Below are 18,317 nucleotides of genomic sequence, written 5' to 3' on the forward strand. Positions count from 1 at the left end.
CTCGGCGTTCGGTGGTAGCGGTCAGCCCGGGCGATATTAAGCCGAATCGAAGGTTCTCCGAGTTCATCCTCCGGGGAGTGTGGCCCGATACACCGATGGGCCCATGGTCTGCAGCATCGTCGTCAGACCGAGCCTTCGCCGAGGCATCGAGCAGAAGTGCATCTGATGTAAACGCATCGGCATACAACGTACTTAGTCGAAACGCTGGTGCCATGGTCGAGGCTATGCACGTCGTCTATCAACAGGATGCGAAGGCGATTGAGGCCCAGGCGCATCTCTACAGCTCGATTGCAGATGCGATTGAGGAATGTGTTCGGCTCGTCGACGATGCACGGCTCCAGCTAGACGCGATTGATCGAGAAGCCCATGAAGAAATTCAGAAAATTATGGATAGCGAAGGAGGCTGGTTCGGACCTCTCGCGATGCTCGCCATGATTTGGTCAACCCTGACTCGTGCCCGGGCAGCCGCGCAAGCGGTGGCTTCTGCCACTGCAGGGACTATTGGTGTCCAAGGAACTCAAATTGCAACTGCGCAGGGGCCGCCGGCATCGGAGGGAACGGGTGCACCGAATGGACCCAATCGAAACAACGGCGTGTACTTCGCTGAATTTGACGTGCCCAAGGGCGGGCCGGGCATGTTCCCCCAAGCTCCGGTACGAGGAACAGACAAGTTCGAGGAAACGAATCCCCCACCGCAACCTCCTCCGCCGCAACCAACCGATTCGACACGGGCGGACGGCAAAACAAGCTATCCCACCGAAGACGCTAAGGGCGGCGTATCGGATCCCCTAAATGAGGGGGGGCCCCACGGACGACTGGACGACAAGCTCCTGAACCTTCCAGGCGGTACTCCTGCGCCCGCTGTGCAGCAGGCCCAATCCGGCGGCGCGATGGTCCCGCCGATGAGTCCGATGTCAGGTATGGGAGCAGGCGGCGGGATGAAACCGCCGTCGATGCCATCCATGCCGAGCACCCCCAGCATGCCCAGCACTCCGAGCATGCCTTCGACCCCCACTGCGCCAGCGAGCCTCCCGACCCCCACCACGGCGGCCCAAGATTTGTCGCAGGGATTCACCAAAGGCCTCGCCTCGGGTGCGGCCAACCCGCTGCCGCCGTCCGTTCCCCAGACCCCTGCGCCGCCCCCCGCGGCCGCCAACGTCACTCCGGCATCTGCCTCGGGTTCCGCTCTGCCGCCCGCAGCTCCCAGTGCTCCTGTCGCCGGGCACTCCGCGGCGGCCAGTGCTGCCGCATCCGCGGGCACACCGGCGCCGATGATCGCCGGGCCGCCTCCGGCCGCAGGCAACCTCGCCGCGTACGGCTCGGACCTGCCTCGAGGCACCGCAGGCTCAACGCCCACTGTCTCTGCCGGCGGCGGCGGAGGCGCCGCCTCGCTGACACCGACCGCCCCTTCCGCCGGCATCTCGTCTACCGGTGTGCCACCCAGCGTCCTCGCCGCATCCGGCATCGCCGCCACCGGCACCGGCGCCGCTATGGTCAGCTCCGAGACCCAGGACCAACATCTCGACGACGCCATCCAACTCGCCTACGAACTTCTGCACGCTTCCCGCATCTACCCCGGCTTGCATTGGTGCGTTGGCATTTTCAAGGTCGCCGATGGCATCGAGACCGTCATCGTCAGTAACGACGGCGCGAGCTACATTCCACCCGGTGTCTACGTACCCCGTTCTACCCGAGTGCTTTTCGCCGACCCCGAACTGAGCTCCGGCTTCCAGGCCAAGTTCTTCGGCTGGGTCAACCCCACCGTGACAATGGTCGCCTACGCCGCCGAGCGTGCCGTGCTCGATCCCAACATCGAGCTGTATGCGGTTGCCGCGACGACCGACCCTGGCGGCTCGTCGGTGCTTCCGGCCCGTCGCGCCAGGGTTCCCCACTATCAGGACTGTGACTCCACGCGATCGCCCATCGATCCCGCCACGGCCGCCCCCGAACTCGACGAGTTTCGGCTGCACCGCCTCCAAGTCATGTCCCCGCAGAGTTACGCACAACTCGTCGACGCTGATCTGGCTGCCAACGAACGACAATCGGCGGCATGGGAGGCGACAGCCGGTGCCGTTGCGACCGCACTGGCGGGTGCCGAGCCACTGCGCATCGAAGTGGCGCCCGTCATCCGCGAGATCCTCGGCTCGCTGGCAAGCGGTTCGCCTATTACGGACGAGCAGTGGTCCGCGCTGGCCGAAGTGCGGCTTTACGGCAAGTCGCTTTTTATGCGCCCCGGATTCATAGAACTCGAACCGTCCGGCGACCCGAACACGACCGTGCTCTACCGCGCCCATCACAACCTCGACCGCGCCGTCGAGGCATTGTCGCTCTGGCGTGGCGACAATCCGAACTATGCCGATATCGTCTATGCCACCGAGCAGGTCGCAAAGGAGGGACAGCTATGGCCGGTAAGGACATAAAGCTCAACCCCGAAGAGACACTCGGCCACGTCAGCAAGATCGCCGCGACGATGGCCGAAGTCTCGGTGCCAGGTCCCATACCGCCGATGGGGCCGGCCACAAGCCCAATAGACGTCGCACTCAACGCGGTGGCCGCCGCCGCTGCAGAGAAAGCTGCCGCTTCATCCGAAGCCCTGTCCACCCGGGGAACCGAGCACAGCGCCGCATCCACTCGGGCGGTGGCAGCCATGCAGGCACAGGAAGAAGAGAACACCAGCACGATCACCGAGATCCAAAGCCAGGTGCCGCAGGCCGGTCTCACCGAGATCTAGGGCACGCCGTTGCCGTCGGTATGGTGAGCCGATGCGCACACTGGTGACGGGGGCGGCCGGATTCATCGGATCCACGCTGGTCGACCGCCTTCTCGGCGACGGGCATACCGTCATCGGCCTCGACGACCTCAGCTCGGGCAACAGCGTCAATCTAGGTGAGGCCGACCGGCACTCCGACTTCGAATTCGTCAAGGCCGACATCGTCGAGGCCGACCTCACCGGTCTCTTGGCCGACGTCCGGCCGGAGGTGATCTTTCACCTCGCCGCCCAGATCTCCGTCAGTCGTTCGGTCGCCGACCCAGCGTTCGACGCAGCCGTGAATGTCGTCGGCACCGTGCGTCTGGCCGAGGCCGCCCGCCGCGCAGAAGTCCGAAAGATCGTGCACACCTCGTCGGGCGGATCGGTATACGGCACGCCGCCCACCTACCCGACGAGCGAGGACGTTCCGATCAATCCCGCTTCGCCCTATGCCGCCAGCAAGGTGGCGGGCGAGGTTTATCTCAACACTTTCCGCAACCTCTACGGCCTCGAGTGTTCACACATCGCTCCGGCGAATGTGTACGGGCCGCGCCAGGATCCGCACGGCGAAGCCGGCGTGGTCGCCATCTTCTCCCGGGCGCTCCTCGCCGGGAAACCGACCAAGATCTTCGGCGACGGCACCGACACTCGCGACTACGTATTTGTCGACGACGTCGTCGACGCGTTCGTCAGGGCCTCCGGCGAACAAGGCGGCGGGCAACGCTTCAATATCGGTACCGGGGTGGAAACCTCGACCCGGCAATTACATTCAGCGATAGCGAAGGCCGCGGGAAAGCCCGACTTGCCCGAGTTGCATCCGCCACGGCTCGGCGACCTACGGCGCTCCTGCCTCGACATTAGCCGGGCAGAAGCCGTTCTGGGCTGGGCGCCCAAGGTGCAGCTCGACGACGGTATCGCCAAGACAGTGGAGTTCTTCCGCGACGAGCAGAGCGCCTAAGCCAACTATCCTCAAACGTCGTCGGGTACGCGGGCGCCTTGCAGTGCGACTGCCCTGGCAAGACGCGCGTACCGCAACTCCAGATCCTTGAACCGCATGTAGGTACTCAGCGTGGTGAACACGAACGCGATGATCAACACGTAGCCGATCAGATCCGCACCGCGGTCCACCCCAAGCCAATTCGCGACGACGGTGGTGTCATCCGGCCGTAGCACCGCATACACGGCGGCGATTACGAACAGCACACCGCCGACTTTGACCCACGCCTTGGTGCGTGCACTCGTCCGCGACCGCAGCAGGTAGACCAGCAGCGCCACGATCGCCAGGATCAGAAGTGCCTGAATCCAATTCATCGGGACAACCTCCCTCGCAGTAGCCCGTCGAAAACGATGTTCACCCCGTTGAGCAGCGGCTGGCCCTTGGACTTCGAATAGTCGGTGTAGAGGATCTCGACCGGCTCCTCGGCTACCCGCCAACCGTTTTCGACGGCCAACGCGATAAACTCACTCGCGTGGCTCATGCCGTTCATGGTGATGTTGAGCCCGTCGGCCACCTTCTTGTTGAACACGCGAAGCCCGTTGTGCGCGTCGGTCAGTCGCAGTTGCCGACTGTTGGGGCTCAGCACCGCGGCCGCGCGCAGGATGATCCGCTTCAACAACGGCGGCTTGCTCGCACTCGGCTCGGCGAACCGCGTGCCGACCACCATGTCGACGTCGTCAGTCGACAGCCGATCGATCATGGCGATGACGTCCTTCAACCGGTGCTGGCCGTCTGCGTCGAACGTCGCGAACACCTGGGCGCCGGGCTGACTGCGCGCATACTCGACGCCGGTTTGAATCGCCGCGCCCTGGCCGAGATTGACCGGATGCGAGACGACGTGAGCCCCTGCCCGCAGCGCGAGGTCGCCCGTGCCGTCCTTGCTGCCGTCGTCGACGCAGACGACATGGTCGAAAACCGAGCGAATCTCTGAGATGACGTCGCCGATGACGCTCGCCTCCTTATAGGCGGGTACGACGATCCAAACATCCTGGTAGCGCATATCGATGCCGACCAAAATACACGGTCAGCGTGCCGACCTTCGGGCAAGCGCGCCCAGGTGCACGGCGATTCCGACCATGGGGCCGCAGAGCAGCGCGACTACCGTGCGCGTCTCGAGGCCGACCGGCAGCAGCAGCAACAACATCGACGCGAGCGTGGCACCGATCCAGCCCGCCGAATACGCCCGGTGCAGCGCGGCGGCCACCGTCGCCGCTCCCGTCAATGTCAGCAGCGCAATCGCGATGGCCGCCGTCGTCAGCCAGGCGAGCAGGGCACCGCCCGCCCGGTATTCCTCGCCGAACGCAACCCGCAGCAGCCACGGCCCGAAGATCGCGGCGGCGGCAACACCAAACGCGCCCAATCCAGCGACGACCGCCGCGGGCGCCAGCAGGGCGCGCAGCCGCTCGGTGCGCTGGTCGACGAAGTGTGCGATCAGATTGCCCTGCATGGCCGTCAAGGGCACCAGGAGCGGCGCGCGGGTCAGCGTCACCGCCAGGATTACCACCCCGCCCGCCGCGCCCAGGTCGCCCGACGTCGCCTTGAGGAGCACCGGAAAGCCCATCACCAGGATGGCGCTGGCGCCGGCGGCGGCGATCGAATGTGCGGCGCCGCGCAGGAAGGTGACGGTGCCGCCGGGGGTCATCAGGGCCGCAGCCGCCCGCGTCGACGGCGAGGCGATCAACATGATCAGCCACGCCAGTGCACCGGCGACAGTCGCCCAGAGGTAGCCGACGAGCCCCCATCCGATCAGGAATGTGGTCGCCGCGACGGCCACCCGGATGCCCGCGTCGGTGACCATCAGCGCCCCGTACTGCGTCCACCGGCCGACGCCCGCCAGCATTCCCAGCAGGGTGGCGTGCAGACAGAAGCCGGCGAGTCCCACGCTCAGCAGCGCGACGCTGAGCCACTGCGATTCGACGAACACATGGCCCGACCACAGCGGTGAACTGACGGCGATCGCCACCGCCGCCACCACACCGACCATCGCCGCCACTCGCATCGGCCGCGTTCGCGGGCCCGAGAGGATCTCGACGTAACCGGTCGCCCGCACCTCGCGAGTCGCTTCCTGCAGAAGCCCGTTGGCGGCGCCGGTCACCAAACCGAATGCGCCCCAGAACACGCCGAACACCGAGAAGCCGGCCGGTTCGAGGTCGCGTGCGGCAAGGTACAGCACCGTATATCCGCACAGCGCGGTGAGCACCGTGGCGGCACCGACGCGCGCGACGCTGCCGCGGGTGATCGGGCCGGTGGGGGTGGCCGCGTCGGTCACAGCTTCGGCACGTCCGTGGAATACAGCCATTCATCCCACAATGGGCGCAGCGATACATCTGCATAGTTGGCGGCGAGGCCGGTGAAGTCGTCGGTGACCGCCGTGGAGTGACGATGCCGCTTCGTCCAGTCACGGAGCAGCGCAAAGAAATTCTCGTCGCCGATGACCGCCCGCAGCGCGTGAAGCGTGAGCGCGCCGCGCTTGTACACCCGGTCGTCGAACATGTCGCGCGGGCCGGGATCGGACAGCAGCAGGTCTTGCGGTGAATCGGAAAGGCGCGCATGGAAGTGGCACGCCCACTCGTCGGCGGTCTGACCGCCGGATTCCTCCGACCACAGCCACTCGGCATAACAGGCGAAGCCCTCATGCAGCCAGATGTCGCGCCACCGCCTGGCGGTCACCGAATTGCCGAACCACTGGTGCGCCAGCTCGTGGGCGATCAGCCGCTCCGAGTCGCGGCTGCCATCGCAATGGTTGGCGCCGAATATCGAAATACCTTGAGCCTCAAGCGGTATCTCCAGGTCATCGTCGGTGACGACGACCGTGTAACCGGTCGAGAGCGGATACGGCCCGAACCGCTTGACGAACAGCTTCATCATATGCGGCTGCCTGCCGAAGTCGTGGTCGAAGTTTCGCTTCAACCGAGCAGGCAACGCCGCGTGAATCGGCACCGGCGTCTTCTGCAGCCGATAGGACTCGTACATGCCGATCTGGAGCGTGACCAGATAGGTGGACGTCGCCTCCGCGAGTTCATAGGCCCACGTCGTCATCGCCGCGCGTGTGCGCCGGGACTTCAACTCGCCGTTGGCAATCGCCCGATAGGGGTTCTCGGTACTTATCTGGATGTGATAGCTGGCCTTCGAGCTGGGGTGGTCGTCACACGGAAACCACGATGCCGCGCCGTTGGGCTGACCCGCCACCAGCACGCCCTCGGTCAGCTCCTCGAAACCGACCTCGCCCCACAGGGACCGGATAGGTCGCGGCGTGCCGCCATAGCGGACTTCAATGGTCATCGCTGCACCGGCGGGCAACGTGGATGACAGCGCGATGCGTAGCTTGCCGCTCGAGCAGCTGAATGCGGCGGCTCGGCGTCCGTTCACCGAAACCTTCGTCACGGTGAGGGCGTTGGACAGATCAAGCGTGAAGTTTTGCAGTTCTGCAAGGGTGACGGCAGTGATCGTCGCCGAGGCCGCGAGCCGGTTGATCGCGACCTTGTACTCCAGATCGAGTTCGTAGCGCGACACCCGGTAGCCGAAATTGCCGTTGTGAGGCAGGTACGGGTCGATCACCGGAACCTTTTTGGCCGCCTTCTTCAATCGGCTCACGCGGCGGTTTCCTTGGACGCCTCGTTCGGCGCATCGTCACCGCGCTTCTTGCGGAACACATTCCACGGCGCGATCGGGTTACCCTGCCACCGAGTGGACGGTGGAACCTCGTCACCACGCATCACCAACGACGCCGGACCTACGGTCGCGCCCGCACCAATGCGCGCCGCGGGCAGCGCCACACAATGCGGCCCCAACGTCGCCCCTTCCTCGAGAACGACGGTGTCCATCCGCATCACCCGGTCGTGGAACAGGTGCGTCTGTACAACGCACCCGCGATTGACCGTGGCCCCCTTCTCCAGGGTGACCAGATCGGCCTCGGGCAGCCAGTAGGACTCACACCAGACACCCCTCCCGATTTTCGCCCCCAGTGCCCGCAGCCACAGGTTCATCACCGGCGTTCCGGTGGCCGCGCGGGCGAACCACGGACCTGCCACCGTTTCGACGAAGGTGTCCGAGACCTCATTGCGCCACACGAACGCCGACCAGAGTGGATGCTCGACGGCCCGGATGCGACCCACCACAACCCATTTCGCGATCACGGCGATGGCACCCGCGACGGCTCCGGCGACCAGCAGCACCACGCCGCTGCCGAGACTTGCCCACAGATATCCGAACTCGACGATCACCGCCTGCAGCGCGAAGAGCACGCCGACCCCGATTGCGAACGTGACGATCACCGGCACCACCCGGCACGTCTCCACGAAGCCCCGCATCACCTTGAGACGTGTCGGCGGATGGAATGTGCGTAACGCGTCGGCGGCGGTGGGCTTGCGGCGCAACCGAATCGGTGGACTACCCAGCCACGACGACCCGGCCTTCGACTTGGGCGGTGCCGCCGACAGCACCGCTACCAGGCCGTCGTCGGGAACCTTTCGGCCCGGTTGCGTGATACCGGAGTTGCCCAGGAACGCCCGCTTCCCGATCGTCGCCCGTGCGACGTGAATCCAGCCGCCACCGAGCTCGTAGGACGCCACCATGGTGTCGTCGGCCAGGAAGGCGCTGTCCTCGATCGTGGTGAACTTCGGCGTCAGCAAGGCCGTCGAGATCTCGGTGCCGCGACCCACCTTCGCCCCGAGCACGCGCAACCAGCTCGGCGTGAGGAGGCTCGCGTACAGGGGGAACAGGTAGTGCCGAGCGGCGTCCATCAGTCGTTCGGTCGTCCATATCTGCCAACCCGAACGGCTGCGGACCGGGTGATATCCCTCGTGCAGCGACAGCGACATCATCCGCACCCCGATAACCGTCAGCGTCGCGTACACCACCAGAGCGACCAGCGTCGCGACGGGGATCCACCCGAGTGCGCCCAGCGCGGCGTCCGTCAGCGATCTGGAATCCGCGACTGCCCAGCCGATGACGGCCAACCCGCAGCCGAGTGCGGCAAGCGGCAACGCGCCAAGCAGCATCGAGGTCACTCCGTAGGCCAGCACCCAGAACGGCGCCCTGCCGGGGCGATCCTGCGGCCATGGATGGCGGGCCTTGCCGGACTTCACCGCGGGCGAACCCTTCCAGTATTGGCCCCTCTTCACGCGGCTGACCACACCCGAGCCGGGGGCGACGTCGGCGTTCTTTCCGACCGTGGCGCCGGGCAGCAGCGTCGTACGCGCACCGATGGTGGAGTCGTTGCCGATGGTGATGGTGCCGACGTGAAAGTGGTCGCCGTCGATCCAATGCCCGGACAGGTCCACCTCCGGCTCGATGGAGCTGCGATGGCTCAGGGTGAGCATCCCCGTCACCGGGGGCGCCGAGTGAAGGTCGACGCCCTTGCCCACCTTGTTGCCCAGTGCCCTCGCGTAGTACACCATCCACGGCGCGCCTGCCAGGTTCTCTGCACCGCTGGCGTCCGCAAGCCGCTCAGCGATCCAGACGCGCAGATGCACTGAACCGCCGCGACGGTAGGTGCCCGGTTTCAGGAACCCGATCAGCATGCGGGCCGACAGTACGGCGATGCCCATCCGCCCGACCGGGCTGACGAACAGCAGGAACCCGCCGACGATCCACGACCAGTCGATCGGCACCAGCCACGGCACCGGGCGCACGACCGCGGCGACGTTGTTGATGAGCGCCAGCCAGACCACCCACTGCAGGCCGGTCAGCGTGGCCAATGGCAGCGACATCGCAACCTGAAAGGCCTGCGACAGCAGCGGGATCGGCGCCACCACCCGGGTCTGGACCCGCGGCGGCGGGTCGAGCTCGTCGAGGAATCCGGCCAGCGAACCCAGCCGGGGGTGGTCGTAGAGGTCGGCGACCGTCACCTGCGGATAGCGCCCGCGCAGCGCGGCGACCAGTTGCGCTGCCGACAGCGAGCCGCCGCCCAGCGCGAAGAAGTCTGCCTCGGGACCGTCCACCGGCGCGGCAAGCACGTCGCGCCACAGACCCGCCAGCCAGCCCATCGTGCCGCCGAGGTCCGGTGCTTCCACATCTTCTGTCCCTGAGGGACCCATGGCGACCGGCCACGGCAACGCATCGCGGTCCACCTTGCCCGAGGTGCGTGTCGGCAGCTCGTCGACGAGCACAACGCGCGGGACCAGCGCGGCGGGCAGTGACGCAGCCAGGGCCGCGCGAGCTTCCGCCACGTCGAAGGACGGGTCGGCGCTGGCGATGTAGCCGACGAGGAGGGGAGTGCCGCCTGCGGTCGTCCGTACCGCCGCCGCCCCGCCGCTGACACCGGGCAGGTTCACAAGGGCCGCGTCGACTTCACCGAGTTCGATGCGGCGGCCGCCGACCTTGACCTGGTCGTCGGCGCGCCCGCAGAAGATCAGGCCGTTCGGCTCGAGTCGGACGAGGTCGCCGCTGCGGTATGCACGGTCCCAGCCGAGTGTCGGCATCGGCGCATACTTCTCGGCGTCCTTCTCCGTATCCAGATAGCGGGCCAGCCCGACGCCGCCGATCACCAGCTCGCCGACGTCGCCGACCGCGACGGGCGCACCGTCCTTGTCGACGACGGCCAGATCCCAGCCGGGTAGCGGCAGCCCGATGCTGACAGCTCCGATGCCGTCGAGTTTGGCCGCGCATGCCACGACCGTCGCCTCGGTCGGGCCGTAGGTGTTCCACACTTCGCGGCCCACACCGTCGGGTCCGGCGGCCAGCCGCTCCGCGAGGTCCGGTGGGCAGGCTTCGCCGCCGAAGATCAGCAGCCGCACCGCCTCCAACGCCTCAGCCGGCCACAGCGCGGCCAGCGTCGGCACCGTCGAGACCACCGTGATGTCCTTGGAGACCAGCCACGGTCCGAGGTCCATGCCGCTGCGCACCAGTGAGCGCGGCGCGGGCACCAGGCAGGCGCCGTTGCGCCAGGCCAGCCACATCTCCTCACAGGACGCGTCGAATGCAACGGACAAGCCGGCCAGCACCCGGTCGCCGGGCCCGATTGGATTGTCCTGCAGGAACATCTGTGCCTCGGCGTCGACGAAGGCCGCGGCGTTGCGATGTGTGACGGCGACCCCCTTCGGGGTTCCGGTCGACCCGGACGTGAAAATGATCCACGCGTCGTCGCGGCCCAGCGGCGACGCGGCGCGCCAACCGCGGGAGTCGCCGACGCCGCGGGTGAGGCCCTGCTCGGTGATCACACCCACCACATTCGCTTCGCCGAAAACCAGCGCGGCCCGCTCGTCGGGGTCGTCGGCGTCGACCGGCACATAGGCGGCGCCGGTGGCAAGGGTGGCGAGGATCGCCACATACAGCGCGTAGCTGCCCGACGGCATGCGGATTCCGATGCGGTCGCCGCGACCGACGCCGCGCGCCGCCAGCCACGCGACGCTGTCCTCGATATCGGTGATCAGCTCGCTGTACGTCAGCTGCACGGAGCCGTCGTCGATGGCGGGCGCATCGGGGTGGCGCAAGGCGGTCTCATAGAGGATGTCGACCAGGGTGCGCGGCTCCGCGGCGTACGGCGACAACAGGTACTGCGCAGGAACTTCCGGCATCGCCACGCCTACAACGTACTAAGCGCCTGCCGGCGCGCGTCTGATCCGGCTTGGATTCTCGCTGAGCGCAACCGTTGTCGCTCCGCGAACAGGCACCTAGCGTGTCGTCGTGGCAAGCGGTAATGACCGGGTTCTGCGGCTCTTCGTGGCCGATGCTTCCGGCGGCAATTGGAGCGAGCTCACGTCCGGCGAGGCGACGACGGTGCGGCTGTCGGCGCCGGACCTGCAGCAGGCCCGACGAGCACGCGGTCGCATCTCCGATGACGTCGCGGTGATCCTCGACATCACCGTCGCGGTCGCCGCCGACTTCCGTTCCGCGCGTGCCGCGATGTTCCAACGCGACGACGACACCCTGCACTACGCAGGCACCATCGACGGGCTGGCCGGCCTGGTCGCCGACATCTTCGTGGCCGAGGTGGCTGACGGCGTCACCTTCATTCCGGCGTCGCCCGCGCAGGACATTCAGGAATTGGCCGACGCCGCGCTGGACCGCATCGCACGTCGTCTGCCGCTCTCAGGCGCGGCCTGACCGGTCACGCCTCCAGCTCTCCGGCGAGTTTGCGTTCGATGCTGGCCCTGGTGGCGGCGGGCAGCGCGAGGATCCCCTCGAGTTCGGCCCTGGCGCGGGTGTAGGCGTTCTGCCGCTCCTGCGGCGTCGCGCCGTCGTCCTCGGCCAGCCTGAGCAGATTCTGGGCGCGGGCGATGCGCTGCTGGTCCTGGCTGGAAAACGTGCTGCGGCGCAGCCGCATCGCCTCGGCTTCTGCGACGTCGAAGGCGCTGACGTAGTCGTGCACGGCGTCGCGGTACTCCAGCTGCGCCTCGCGGTCACCGTCGAGATCGCCGGCATTCTCGGGACGTAGGAGATCGGCCCGCCGTCGTGCCTTGTGAAACTCCATCGTCAACGGGTTGCGCATGTCGGTCATCAACGGGAAGTCGAGTAGCTTCGCGATGTCGATCTCGTACTCCAACCAGCGCGCGTCGGTTTCGCCGTGCTTTTCGACGACCCTCACCAAGTCGCGCCGGTTCTTGATCTCGTTGGCCTGCGAACGACCGGCGGCTTCGGCGACGGCGATCTTCGTCTGCTGCTTGATCCGGTAGCGCTCCAGCCTGCGTTCGGCGCGCCGCTCATTGGCTGCCGCGACCGCCCGCACCGCCCCGCCCACCGTGCCGGCGAGCGGAAAGATCAGCCACCAGAAGTGGAACACATTCTCCACACAGCCAGCATGCCATCGTCAGGAGAGCGCCTCGTAGATCAGTCGGGCGTAACGCGCGGTGCGCTCGTTGCCGAGGGTGCCCATTCCCATCTTGTTCATCATGTAGGTGGCAGTGGTGCGACGGTCGGGGTTGATCAGCACCATCGAGCCGCCCCAGCCGCCCCAGAAACAGACGGTCTCATCCGCGGGCAGGAACGGCATGACCTCGGGTGTCGACAGGCCGTAGCCGATGCCCATCTTGAGCGGAGCGGCCAACACCAGATCGGGTCCGTGCGATTGCACGTCGAAGATGCGCGCGATCGTCTGCGCCGACAACAGCTCCACCCCGTTCGCGGTGCCGCCGAGCGATATCGGAGACAGCATCCGCGCCAGCGACCGCGCATTGCCGTGACCGTTGACCGCGCCCAGGTCGGCGTCGCGCCACGCGGTGGTGTGGGCAATGCCGGGTTCTGGGGCGGGATTGGTCAACGTCTTGCGCATCACATTGTCTTCGGGCAGTTGATCGAAGGGGATGTCGAACGGCGGCGGAGGGATGAGCTCGGCGATGCGTCCGTAGTCGTCGGGCCGCGCCCCGAGTTGGAAGTCCGCGCCGAGTGGGCGCGCGATGTCGTCGCGGACGAAGTCCTTCAACGATTTGCCTGCCGTGCGGCGGACCACCTCGCCGATCAGGAAGCCGAAGTTGAGCGCCTGGTAGCCCGATGCGGTGCCCGGCTCCCACCATGGCGCCTGAGCGGCAAGCAGTGACGTGGCCCTGTCCCAGTCGAAGAGGTCGTCGATGGTCATCATTTCCTGCCAGCCCGCAACGCCGGACGTGTGCGACAGCAGATGGCGCACTCTGACGTCCTGCTTGCCGTTGGCGGCGAACTCGGGCCAGTACGTGGCCACCCGCTCGTCGAGGTCGATCAGTCCACGGTCGGCCAGAATGAGTGCGGCCAGACTGGTCACGGTCTTGGTGCTCGACCAGACGTTGACGATCGTGTCCTCGCCCCACGGGACCGTTCTGGCCGCGTCAGCGTGTCCGCCCCAGATGTCGACGACGAGTTCGCCTTCGATGTCGACCGCAATGGCAGCGCCGACCTCTGCGCCGGTGCTCAGCTCGTCGGCCAGGGCGTCGGCGAGCTTGTCGAATCGGGCATCTGCCTGTCCATGCACGACGGAGGTCATGCGGTGGAACCTATACCGCAGCGCGGCAGCCAGTCACCAGTTGTCGTAGCCGCCCTCGGGCCCGAGCATTCTCTCCAGCCGGGTGCGGTTGATCCTGGCCAGCTCGTTGCGAACGACTTTTCGCTCGGTTTCGACGTCGTTCATGAGCCGGTCGCTCATCGAGGCCAGCACGTCATCGGCGCTGTAGCCGTTGACGAACATGACGAAGCCGAAGCCGAAATGGTCCAGGTATCTCTTGGACGCCTCGGCCAGCTGGTGCATCACCTCGGCGCGTTCGTCGCAGATCGCGCATTGTTCGGCCGCGGATTTCTCACTGCCCGGCCTGCGGCCGATATCGAGGTAGGCCTGCAGGATCGAGTCGATCGACTCCTCGGCCAGCCCGAAAAGTGAGCGGTCGGCCTGCCGGAACAGGGCATCGTGGTTCTCGTAGGGTCGTCCGCGGGCGATCTCGGCGGCCAGCGGCACGCTGTAGCAACATTCGTAGACTGCGTGAACGGCGCGACGCATCGGCATGTCGTTGAACACGCCCAAACCCATGCCCTGATGCATCAACACCCCGCCATCATGCGAGCACCAAGGCACGCAGACGTTACGCCGTGTTACAGCGATGAAAACTCCTGAGCAAACCCCGCTCAGTGCCCGTCGGTCTTGAAGCGTTCGATCGAGCGGTTGACCTCGGCTTCGGCTTCCGACCGGCCCGCCCAGTCGGCGGCCTTCACGTACTTGCCCGGTTCCAGGTCCTTGTAGTGGACGAAGAAGTGCTTGATCGCTTCCAACTCGAACGTCGGCACGTCGCCCACGTCCTTGATGTGGTCCCATCGCCCGTCACCGGCGGGTACGCACAGCACCTTGTCGTCGCCGCCCGCCTCGTCGGTCATCTGGAACATGGCTACCGGCCGGGCCTCGACGATGCAGCCCGGGAACACCGACTCGGGCAGCAGCACAAGCGCATCGAGCGGGTCGCCGTCCTCGCCGAGAGTGTTCTCGATGAAGCCGTAGTCGGCGGGGTAGCCAAAGGCCGTGTAGAGGTAGCGGTCGAGTTTGACCCGACCGGAGTCGTGGTCGACCTCGTATTTGTTGCGCGAGCCCTTCGGAATCTCGATGACTACGTCGAACTCCACGGTCGCGCTCCTCGTTCTGTGCTGTGTCGTTGGGGACGACGTCACCCTAATAGAGGCACCGATCATTCTCGGCACCTGCCGTGGTTGACCTCGCACTTCCCCGCAGCCGATACCCTTCTTTGGCAGGCCGGAGTCAGGAGAACCATGCGTCCCACCCAGTGGCGACGGTCCACCCACGTCGTGATCGGGGTGGCCGTGGTGCTCCTGGTCGCCGCGGTGGTGGTGGCCGCGGCGCTGCTGCGGGGTGGGCAGTCCAGCGACGCCGTCGCGCTCCCCGCTGCTCCCGCGCCCGCGACCGCCGACCCCGGCATCAAACCGGTCTCCGAGTCCGCCGACAAGCCCACCCCCGACAAGCTGGCAGCGACGTTGGCGCTGACGCTCGCCGACCCGAACCTTGGCGCGTTCACCGGCAGGATCACCGACGCCGCAACGGGCGAACAGCTGTGGACGCAGGGCGCCGACGTGCCCATGCAGCCTGCCTCGGTGACGAAGGTGTTGACCACCGCGGCGGCGCTGCACGCGCTCGACCGCGACGCCCGGCTCACCACGACGGTGCTGGCCTCCGACCGACAGCCGGGTGTCGTCGTGCTGAAGGGCGGCGGCGACCCGACGCTGTCGGCGGTGCCCAAAGGTCAGGACACCTGGTACCGCGACGCGGCCCGGATCAGCGACCTGGCCGACCAGGTGAAGCGCAGCGGCACGAAGGTGACGACGGTGGCCGTCGATGTCAGCGCATTCAGTGGCCCGACGATGGCACCCGGCTGGGATCCGCTCGACATCGACGGCGGCGACATCGCGCCGATGGAGGCGGTGATGCTCGACGGCGGCCGCACCCAGCCGGTCAGTGTCGACTCGCCCCGATCGAGAACGCCCGCGCTCGACGCGGGGCGCGCGTTGGCAGTCGCGCTGCGCGTCGACCCGGCCACCGTCATGGTGCTGCCTTCAGGGTCCGACGGCGACGAGATCGCCAAGGTGCAGTCCCCGCCGCTGCTCGACCGGTTGCGCGAGATGATGAACAACTCCGACAACGTGATGGCCGAATCGATCGGCCGCGAAGTCGCCGCCGCGCAAGGGAAGCCGCAAAGCTTCGAAGGTTCGGTTCGCGCGGTGCTCGGGGAGCTGGACTCCGCGAAGATCGACACCAGCGGTTCACACCTGATGGACTGCAGCGGCCTGTCCATCGACGATCGGCTGACTGCGGAAACGCTCGACGAAACCGTTAACGCCGCCGCCGGCCCCGACCAGCCCAAGCTGCGGCCGCTGATGGACCTGCTGCCCATCGCAGGCGGCAGCGGCACGTTGTCGAATCGATTCCTCGACACCGACGCCGGTCGCGCGTCGTTGGGGTGGCTGCGCGCCAAAACCGGATCGTTGACGGGTACCAACTCGCTTGTCGGCATTGTCACCGACGCCAGCGGCCGCGTGCTGAGCTTCGCGTTCATCTCCAACAACGCGGGCCCGTCCGGACGCACCGCCATCGACGCGTTCGCCGCGACGCTGAGATCGTGCGGGTGCAGCACATGAGCAAGCCCACGAAGGTCACCGTCGGCCGTGCCGTCGACTGGGGATTCGCCGCCGCCGTCGGCGCCAAGCTGGCCCGGCCGGGTCCCGCGGCCACCGACTACACCCGCCGCCAGGTGATCGAGCAGCTGTCCGACGCCGCGCTGCGCGCCGAGATGCCGGTGCGCGAGGTGACCGGGCTGAACGAAGGCGGCGAGGTGGCCGACGCCCGCGTCATCGATCGTGCCGAATGGATCAGGGCCGCTTCCCAATCCATGCGGGCGATGACCGGCGGCAGCGAGAAAGACAAGCCGCACCCCATAACGGGTCGGATCACCGGTGCGCAGACGGGTGCGGTGCTCGCCTTCATCTCGTCGGGCATCCTTGGCCAGTACGACCCGTTCGGGGACAACGGCGGTGAGCTTCTTCTGGTGTACCCCAACGTTATTGCGGTGGAGAGGCAGCTGCGCGTGTCACCTGCCGACTTCCGGCTCTGGGTGTGCCTGCACGAGGTCACCCACCGCGTGCAGTTCCGCGCCAACCCGTGGCTGTCCGAACACATGTCCGGTGCGCTCGCGGTGCTGACGGAGGAGTCCGGTGAGGACATCACCGAGGTGATCGGCCGGCTGGCCGGTTTAGTCCGCGACCGCCGCGAAGGTGTTCGGCCCGAACCCAATTCGACGGGTGTGCTGGGAGTGTTGCGCGCCGTTCAGTCCGAGCCGCAGCAGCAGGCGCTGGACAAACTGTTGGTGCTCGGCACGCTGCTGGAGGGCCACGCCGACCACGTGATGGACGCCGTCGGCCCGGCCGTGGTGCCGTCGGTGCTGACCATCCGGCGCCGGTTCAACGAGCGGCGCAGCCGTAAGCAGCCCCCGCTGCAACGGGTGCTGCGCGCACTACTGGGTGTCGACGCGAAGATGGAGCAGTACACCCGCGGCAAGGCCTTCGTCGATCACGTCGTCGACCGGGTCGGAATGGCCCGGTTCAACACGATCTGGTCAGGACCCGAAACACTGCCGCTGCCAACCGAAATCGAAGAGCCGCAGCGATGGATCGACAGGGTGCTGTAAGCGCGCTACGCGTCGCGGTGTCGGCGTTCGGCCGCCGCTACGTCGCCCAGGACGACCGGTGGTGCGTCGCGTTATCGGGTGGGCCCGACTCGCTTGCGCTGACCGCCGTCGCGGCGCAACTGAAGCCGACGACCGCACTGATCGTCGACCACCGACTGCAACAGGATTCCGGCCGGGTCGCGGCCACCGCCAAAGAACAGGCGCTTGCCTTGGGATGTGTTGACGCGCAAATCCTATCCGTCGACGTCGGCGCCACGGGTGGCCCGGAGGCCGCTGCCCGGTCGGCTCGCTACCGCGCGCTGGACGGGGCACGCGACCTCGCCCCGGTGCTGCTCGGGCACACGCTCGACGACCAGGCCGAGACCGTCCTGCTCGGCCTCGGCCGGGGGTCGGGCGCCCGCTCGATCGCCGGAATGCGGCCCTACGACCCGCCGTGGTGCCGCCCGCTGCTGGGCGTCCGGCGTGCGCTCACCCACCAGGCATGCGACGAGCTTGGCATCCAACCGTGGCACGACCCGCACAACTCCGATCGTCGATACACCCGCTCCCGGCTGCGCGCCGAGGTGCTGCCCCCGCTCGAGGATGTGCTGGGCGGCGGTGTGGCCGAGGCGCTCGCCCGCACCGCGACGGCGCTGCGGGAGGACACCGAGGCGCTCGACGCGATGGCGCAGTCCGCGCTTGTGGCCGCATCCTCTGGTGATGGCCTCGACACCGGACAGTTGACGGCTCTGCCGGAGGCCGTCCGGCGCAGGGTGATCCGCGGCTGGCTGCTGGCGGGCGGCGCCTGCGATCTGACCGACAAACAGATCCGCGGTGTCGACACATTGGTCACCGACTGGCGCGGGCAGGGCGGCGTGGCTGTCGGCTCCCCGCTGCGCAGCGAGCGGCTGTTCGCGGGGCGCCGCGACGGCATGCTGAGCCTGTACCGCGAACCTGTGCGCCGAGGTTAGGGCAAACTCACGTTGGCGGGTGAGGTCACACGTGG

16 protein-coding genes are annotated in these 18,317 nt (G+C 67.2%); 7 read left to right on the forward strand and 9 right to left on the reverse strand.

Annotated elements, in window-relative coordinates; translation table 11 throughout:
- The first annotated feature begins 998 nt into the window (after positions 1-998).
- The 3 genes from QOJ24_RS13755 to QOJ24_RS13765 are packed head-to-tail and all read left to right on the forward strand — an operon-like array spanning position 999 to position 3,707.
- Positions 999-2,420 (forward strand): EspK C-terminal domain-containing protein, encoded by a 1,422-nt coding sequence (locus QOJ24_RS13755; RefSeq protein WP_526262023.1) that lies wholly within the window; start codon positions 999-1,001, stop codon positions 2,418-2,420.
- The gene (locus tag QOJ24_RS13760) at positions 2,402-2,731 is read left to right on the forward strand and encodes a hypothetical protein (protein WP_526262025.1); all 330 of its coding nucleotides are present in this window, start codon (positions 2,402-2,404) and stop codon (positions 2,729-2,731) included. Before QOJ24_RS13755 ends, QOJ24_RS13760 begins: the two co-directional genes overlap by 19 nt.
- A 31-nt stretch (positions 2,732-2,762) precedes the next feature.
- Positions 2,763-3,707: an NAD-dependent epimerase/dehydratase family protein gene (locus tag QOJ24_RS13765; RefSeq protein WP_526262027.1), complete on the forward strand. Its 945-nt coding sequence runs from the start codon at positions 2,763-2,765 to the stop codon at positions 3,705-3,707.
- 11 nt (positions 3,708-3,718) lie between these two features.
- Here QOJ24_RS13765 and QOJ24_RS13770 read toward each other — a convergent pair whose 3' ends face one another.
- From QOJ24_RS13770 to QOJ24_RS13790, 5 genes are read right to left on the reverse strand one after another with little or no spacing between them, the layout of a single operon-like run.
- Positions 3,719-4,060, reverse strand: a complete 342-nt coding sequence (locus tag QOJ24_RS13770; RefSeq protein WP_526262029.1) for a DUF2304 domain-containing protein — start codon at positions 4,058-4,060, stop codon at positions 3,719-3,721.
- Positions 4,057-4,746 carry a polyprenyl-phospho-N-acetylgalactosaminyl synthase PpgS gene (gene ppgS / locus QOJ24_RS13775; RefSeq protein ID WP_526262086.1) on the reverse strand — a complete coding sequence of 230 codons (690 nt, stop codon included), beginning with the start codon at positions 4,744-4,746 and terminating at the stop codon, positions 4,057-4,059. Before ppgS ends, QOJ24_RS13770 begins: the two co-directional genes overlap by 4 nt.
- A gap of 24 nt (positions 4,747-4,770) precedes the next feature.
- The gene (locus QOJ24_RS13780) at positions 4,771-6,045 is read right to left on the reverse strand and encodes a polysaccharide biosynthesis protein (protein ID WP_526262031.1); all 1,275 of its coding nucleotides are present in this window, start codon (positions 6,043-6,045) and stop codon (positions 4,771-4,773) included.
- The gene (locus QOJ24_RS13785; RefSeq protein WP_526262033.1) at positions 6,012-7,340 is read right to left on the reverse strand and encodes a M1 family metallopeptidase; all 1,329 of its coding nucleotides are present in this window, start codon (positions 7,338-7,340) and stop codon (positions 6,012-6,014) included. The genes QOJ24_RS13780 and QOJ24_RS13785 overlap by 34 nt, the downstream gene beginning before the upstream one ends.
- The gene (locus QOJ24_RS13790) at positions 7,337-11,263 is read right to left on the reverse strand and encodes a Pls/PosA family non-ribosomal peptide synthetase (protein WP_526262088.1); all 3,927 of its coding nucleotides are present in this window, start codon (positions 11,261-11,263) and stop codon (positions 7,337-7,339) included. The genes QOJ24_RS13785 and QOJ24_RS13790 overlap by 4 nt, the downstream gene beginning before the upstream one ends.
- 109 nt (positions 11,264-11,372) lie before the next feature.
- On the opposite strand from QOJ24_RS13790, the gene QOJ24_RS13795 reads away from it, so the two are divergent.
- The gene (locus QOJ24_RS13795) at positions 11,373-11,792 is read left to right on the forward strand and encodes a hypothetical protein (RefSeq protein WP_526262035.1); all 420 of its coding nucleotides are present in this window, start codon (positions 11,373-11,375) and stop codon (positions 11,790-11,792) included.
- A 4-nt stretch (positions 11,793-11,796) separates the two neighbouring features.
- On the opposite strand, the gene QOJ24_RS13800 is transcribed toward QOJ24_RS13795, so the two are convergent.
- The 4 genes from QOJ24_RS13800 to QOJ24_RS13815 all read right to left on the reverse strand — a co-directional run bounded on the left by QOJ24_RS13800 (position 11,797) and on the right by QOJ24_RS13815 (position 14,762).
- Positions 11,797-12,477: a hypothetical protein gene (locus QOJ24_RS13800; protein WP_526262037.1), complete on the reverse strand. Its 681-nt coding sequence runs from the start codon at positions 12,475-12,477 to the stop codon at positions 11,797-11,799.
- 18 nt (positions 12,478-12,495) lie between these two features.
- Positions 12,496-13,641 (reverse strand): serine hydrolase domain-containing protein, encoded by a 1,146-nt coding sequence (locus QOJ24_RS13805; RefSeq protein ID WP_526262039.1) that lies wholly within the window; start codon positions 13,639-13,641, stop codon positions 12,496-12,498.
- A 33-nt stretch (positions 13,642-13,674) separates the two neighbouring features.
- Positions 13,675-14,196, reverse strand: coding sequence for a 2-oxo-4-hydroxy-4-carboxy-5-ureidoimidazoline decarboxylase (locus tag QOJ24_RS13810; RefSeq protein ID WP_526262041.1), 522 nt, complete (start codon positions 14,194-14,196; stop codon positions 13,675-13,677).
- Between the two features lie 77 nt (positions 14,197-14,273).
- Positions 14,274-14,762: an inorganic diphosphatase gene (locus QOJ24_RS13815; RefSeq protein ID WP_526262043.1), complete on the reverse strand. Its 489-nt coding sequence runs from the start codon at positions 14,760-14,762 to the stop codon at positions 14,274-14,276.
- Positions 14,763-14,906: 144 nt separating this feature from the next.
- Here QOJ24_RS13815 and dacB point away from each other — a divergent pair, with 144 nt between their 5' ends.
- The 3 genes from dacB to tilS are packed head-to-tail and all read left to right on the forward strand — an operon-like array spanning position 14,907 to position 18,282.
- A complete protein-coding gene (dacB, locus tag QOJ24_RS13820; protein WP_526262045.1) occupies positions 14,907-16,286 on the forward strand; it encodes a D-alanyl-D-alanine carboxypeptidase/D-alanyl-D-alanine endopeptidase in 1,380 nt (459 codons plus the stop codon).
- Entirely contained in the window at positions 16,283-17,332 is a 1,050-nt protein-coding gene (locus tag QOJ24_RS13825) for an Rv3626c family coenzyme F420 biosynthesis-associated protein (protein WP_526262047.1), read from the forward strand. The genes dacB and QOJ24_RS13825 overlap by 4 nt, the downstream gene beginning before the upstream one ends.
- Positions 17,311-18,282 (forward strand): tRNA lysidine(34) synthetase TilS, encoded by a 972-nt coding sequence (gene tilS, locus QOJ24_RS13830; RefSeq protein WP_526262049.1) that lies wholly within the window; start codon positions 17,311-17,313, stop codon positions 18,280-18,282. Before QOJ24_RS13825 ends, tilS begins: the two co-directional genes overlap by 22 nt.
- Positions 18,283-18,317 lie beyond the last annotated feature (35 nt).

It is taken from the genome of Mycobacterium sp. (assembly GCF_032159775.1).
Lineage (GTDB): Bacteria > Actinomycetota > Actinomycetes > Mycobacteriales > Mycobacteriaceae > Mycobacterium.

Bases quoted from the DNA above. Each gene is read 5' to 3' on its own strand.
- tilS (WP_526262049.1), top strand. From the start codon at position 17,311: ATGGATCGACAGGGTGCTGTAAGCGCGCTACGCGTCGCGGTGTCGGCG.
- QOJ24_RS13780 (WP_526262031.1), bottom strand. From the start codon at position 6,045: ATGGCTGTATTCCACGGACGTGCCGAAGCTGTGACCGACGCGGCCACC.
- QOJ24_RS13760 (WP_526262025.1), top strand. From the start codon at position 2,402: ATGGCCGGTAAGGACATAAAGCTCAACCCCGAAGAGACACTCGGCCAC.
- ppgS (WP_526262086.1), bottom strand. From the start codon at position 4,746: ATGCGCTACCAGGATGTTTGGATCGTCGTACCCGCCTATAAGGAGGCG.
- QOJ24_RS13805 (WP_526262039.1), bottom strand. From the start codon at position 13,641: ATGACCTCCGTCGTGCATGGACAGGCAGATGCCCGATTCGACAAGCTC.
- QOJ24_RS13765 (WP_526262027.1), top strand. From the start codon at position 2,763: ATGCGCACACTGGTGACGGGGGCGGCCGGATTCATCGGATCCACGCTG.
- dacB (WP_526262045.1), top strand. From the start codon at position 14,907: ATGCGTCCCACCCAGTGGCGACGGTCCACCCACGTCGTGATCGGGGTG.
- QOJ24_RS13790 (WP_526262088.1), bottom strand. From the start codon at position 11,263: ATGCCGGAAGTTCCTGCGCAGTACCTGTTGTCGCCGTACGCCGCGGAG.
- QOJ24_RS13770 (WP_526262029.1), bottom strand. From the start codon at position 4,060: ATGAATTGGATTCAGGCACTTCTGATCCTGGCGATCGTGGCGCTGCTG.
- QOJ24_RS13755 (WP_526262023.1), top strand. From the start codon at position 999: ATGCCTTCGACCCCCACTGCGCCAGCGAGCCTCCCGACCCCCACCACG.
- QOJ24_RS13825 (WP_526262047.1), top strand. From the start codon at position 16,283: ATGAGCAAGCCCACGAAGGTCACCGTCGGCCGTGCCGTCGACTGGGGA.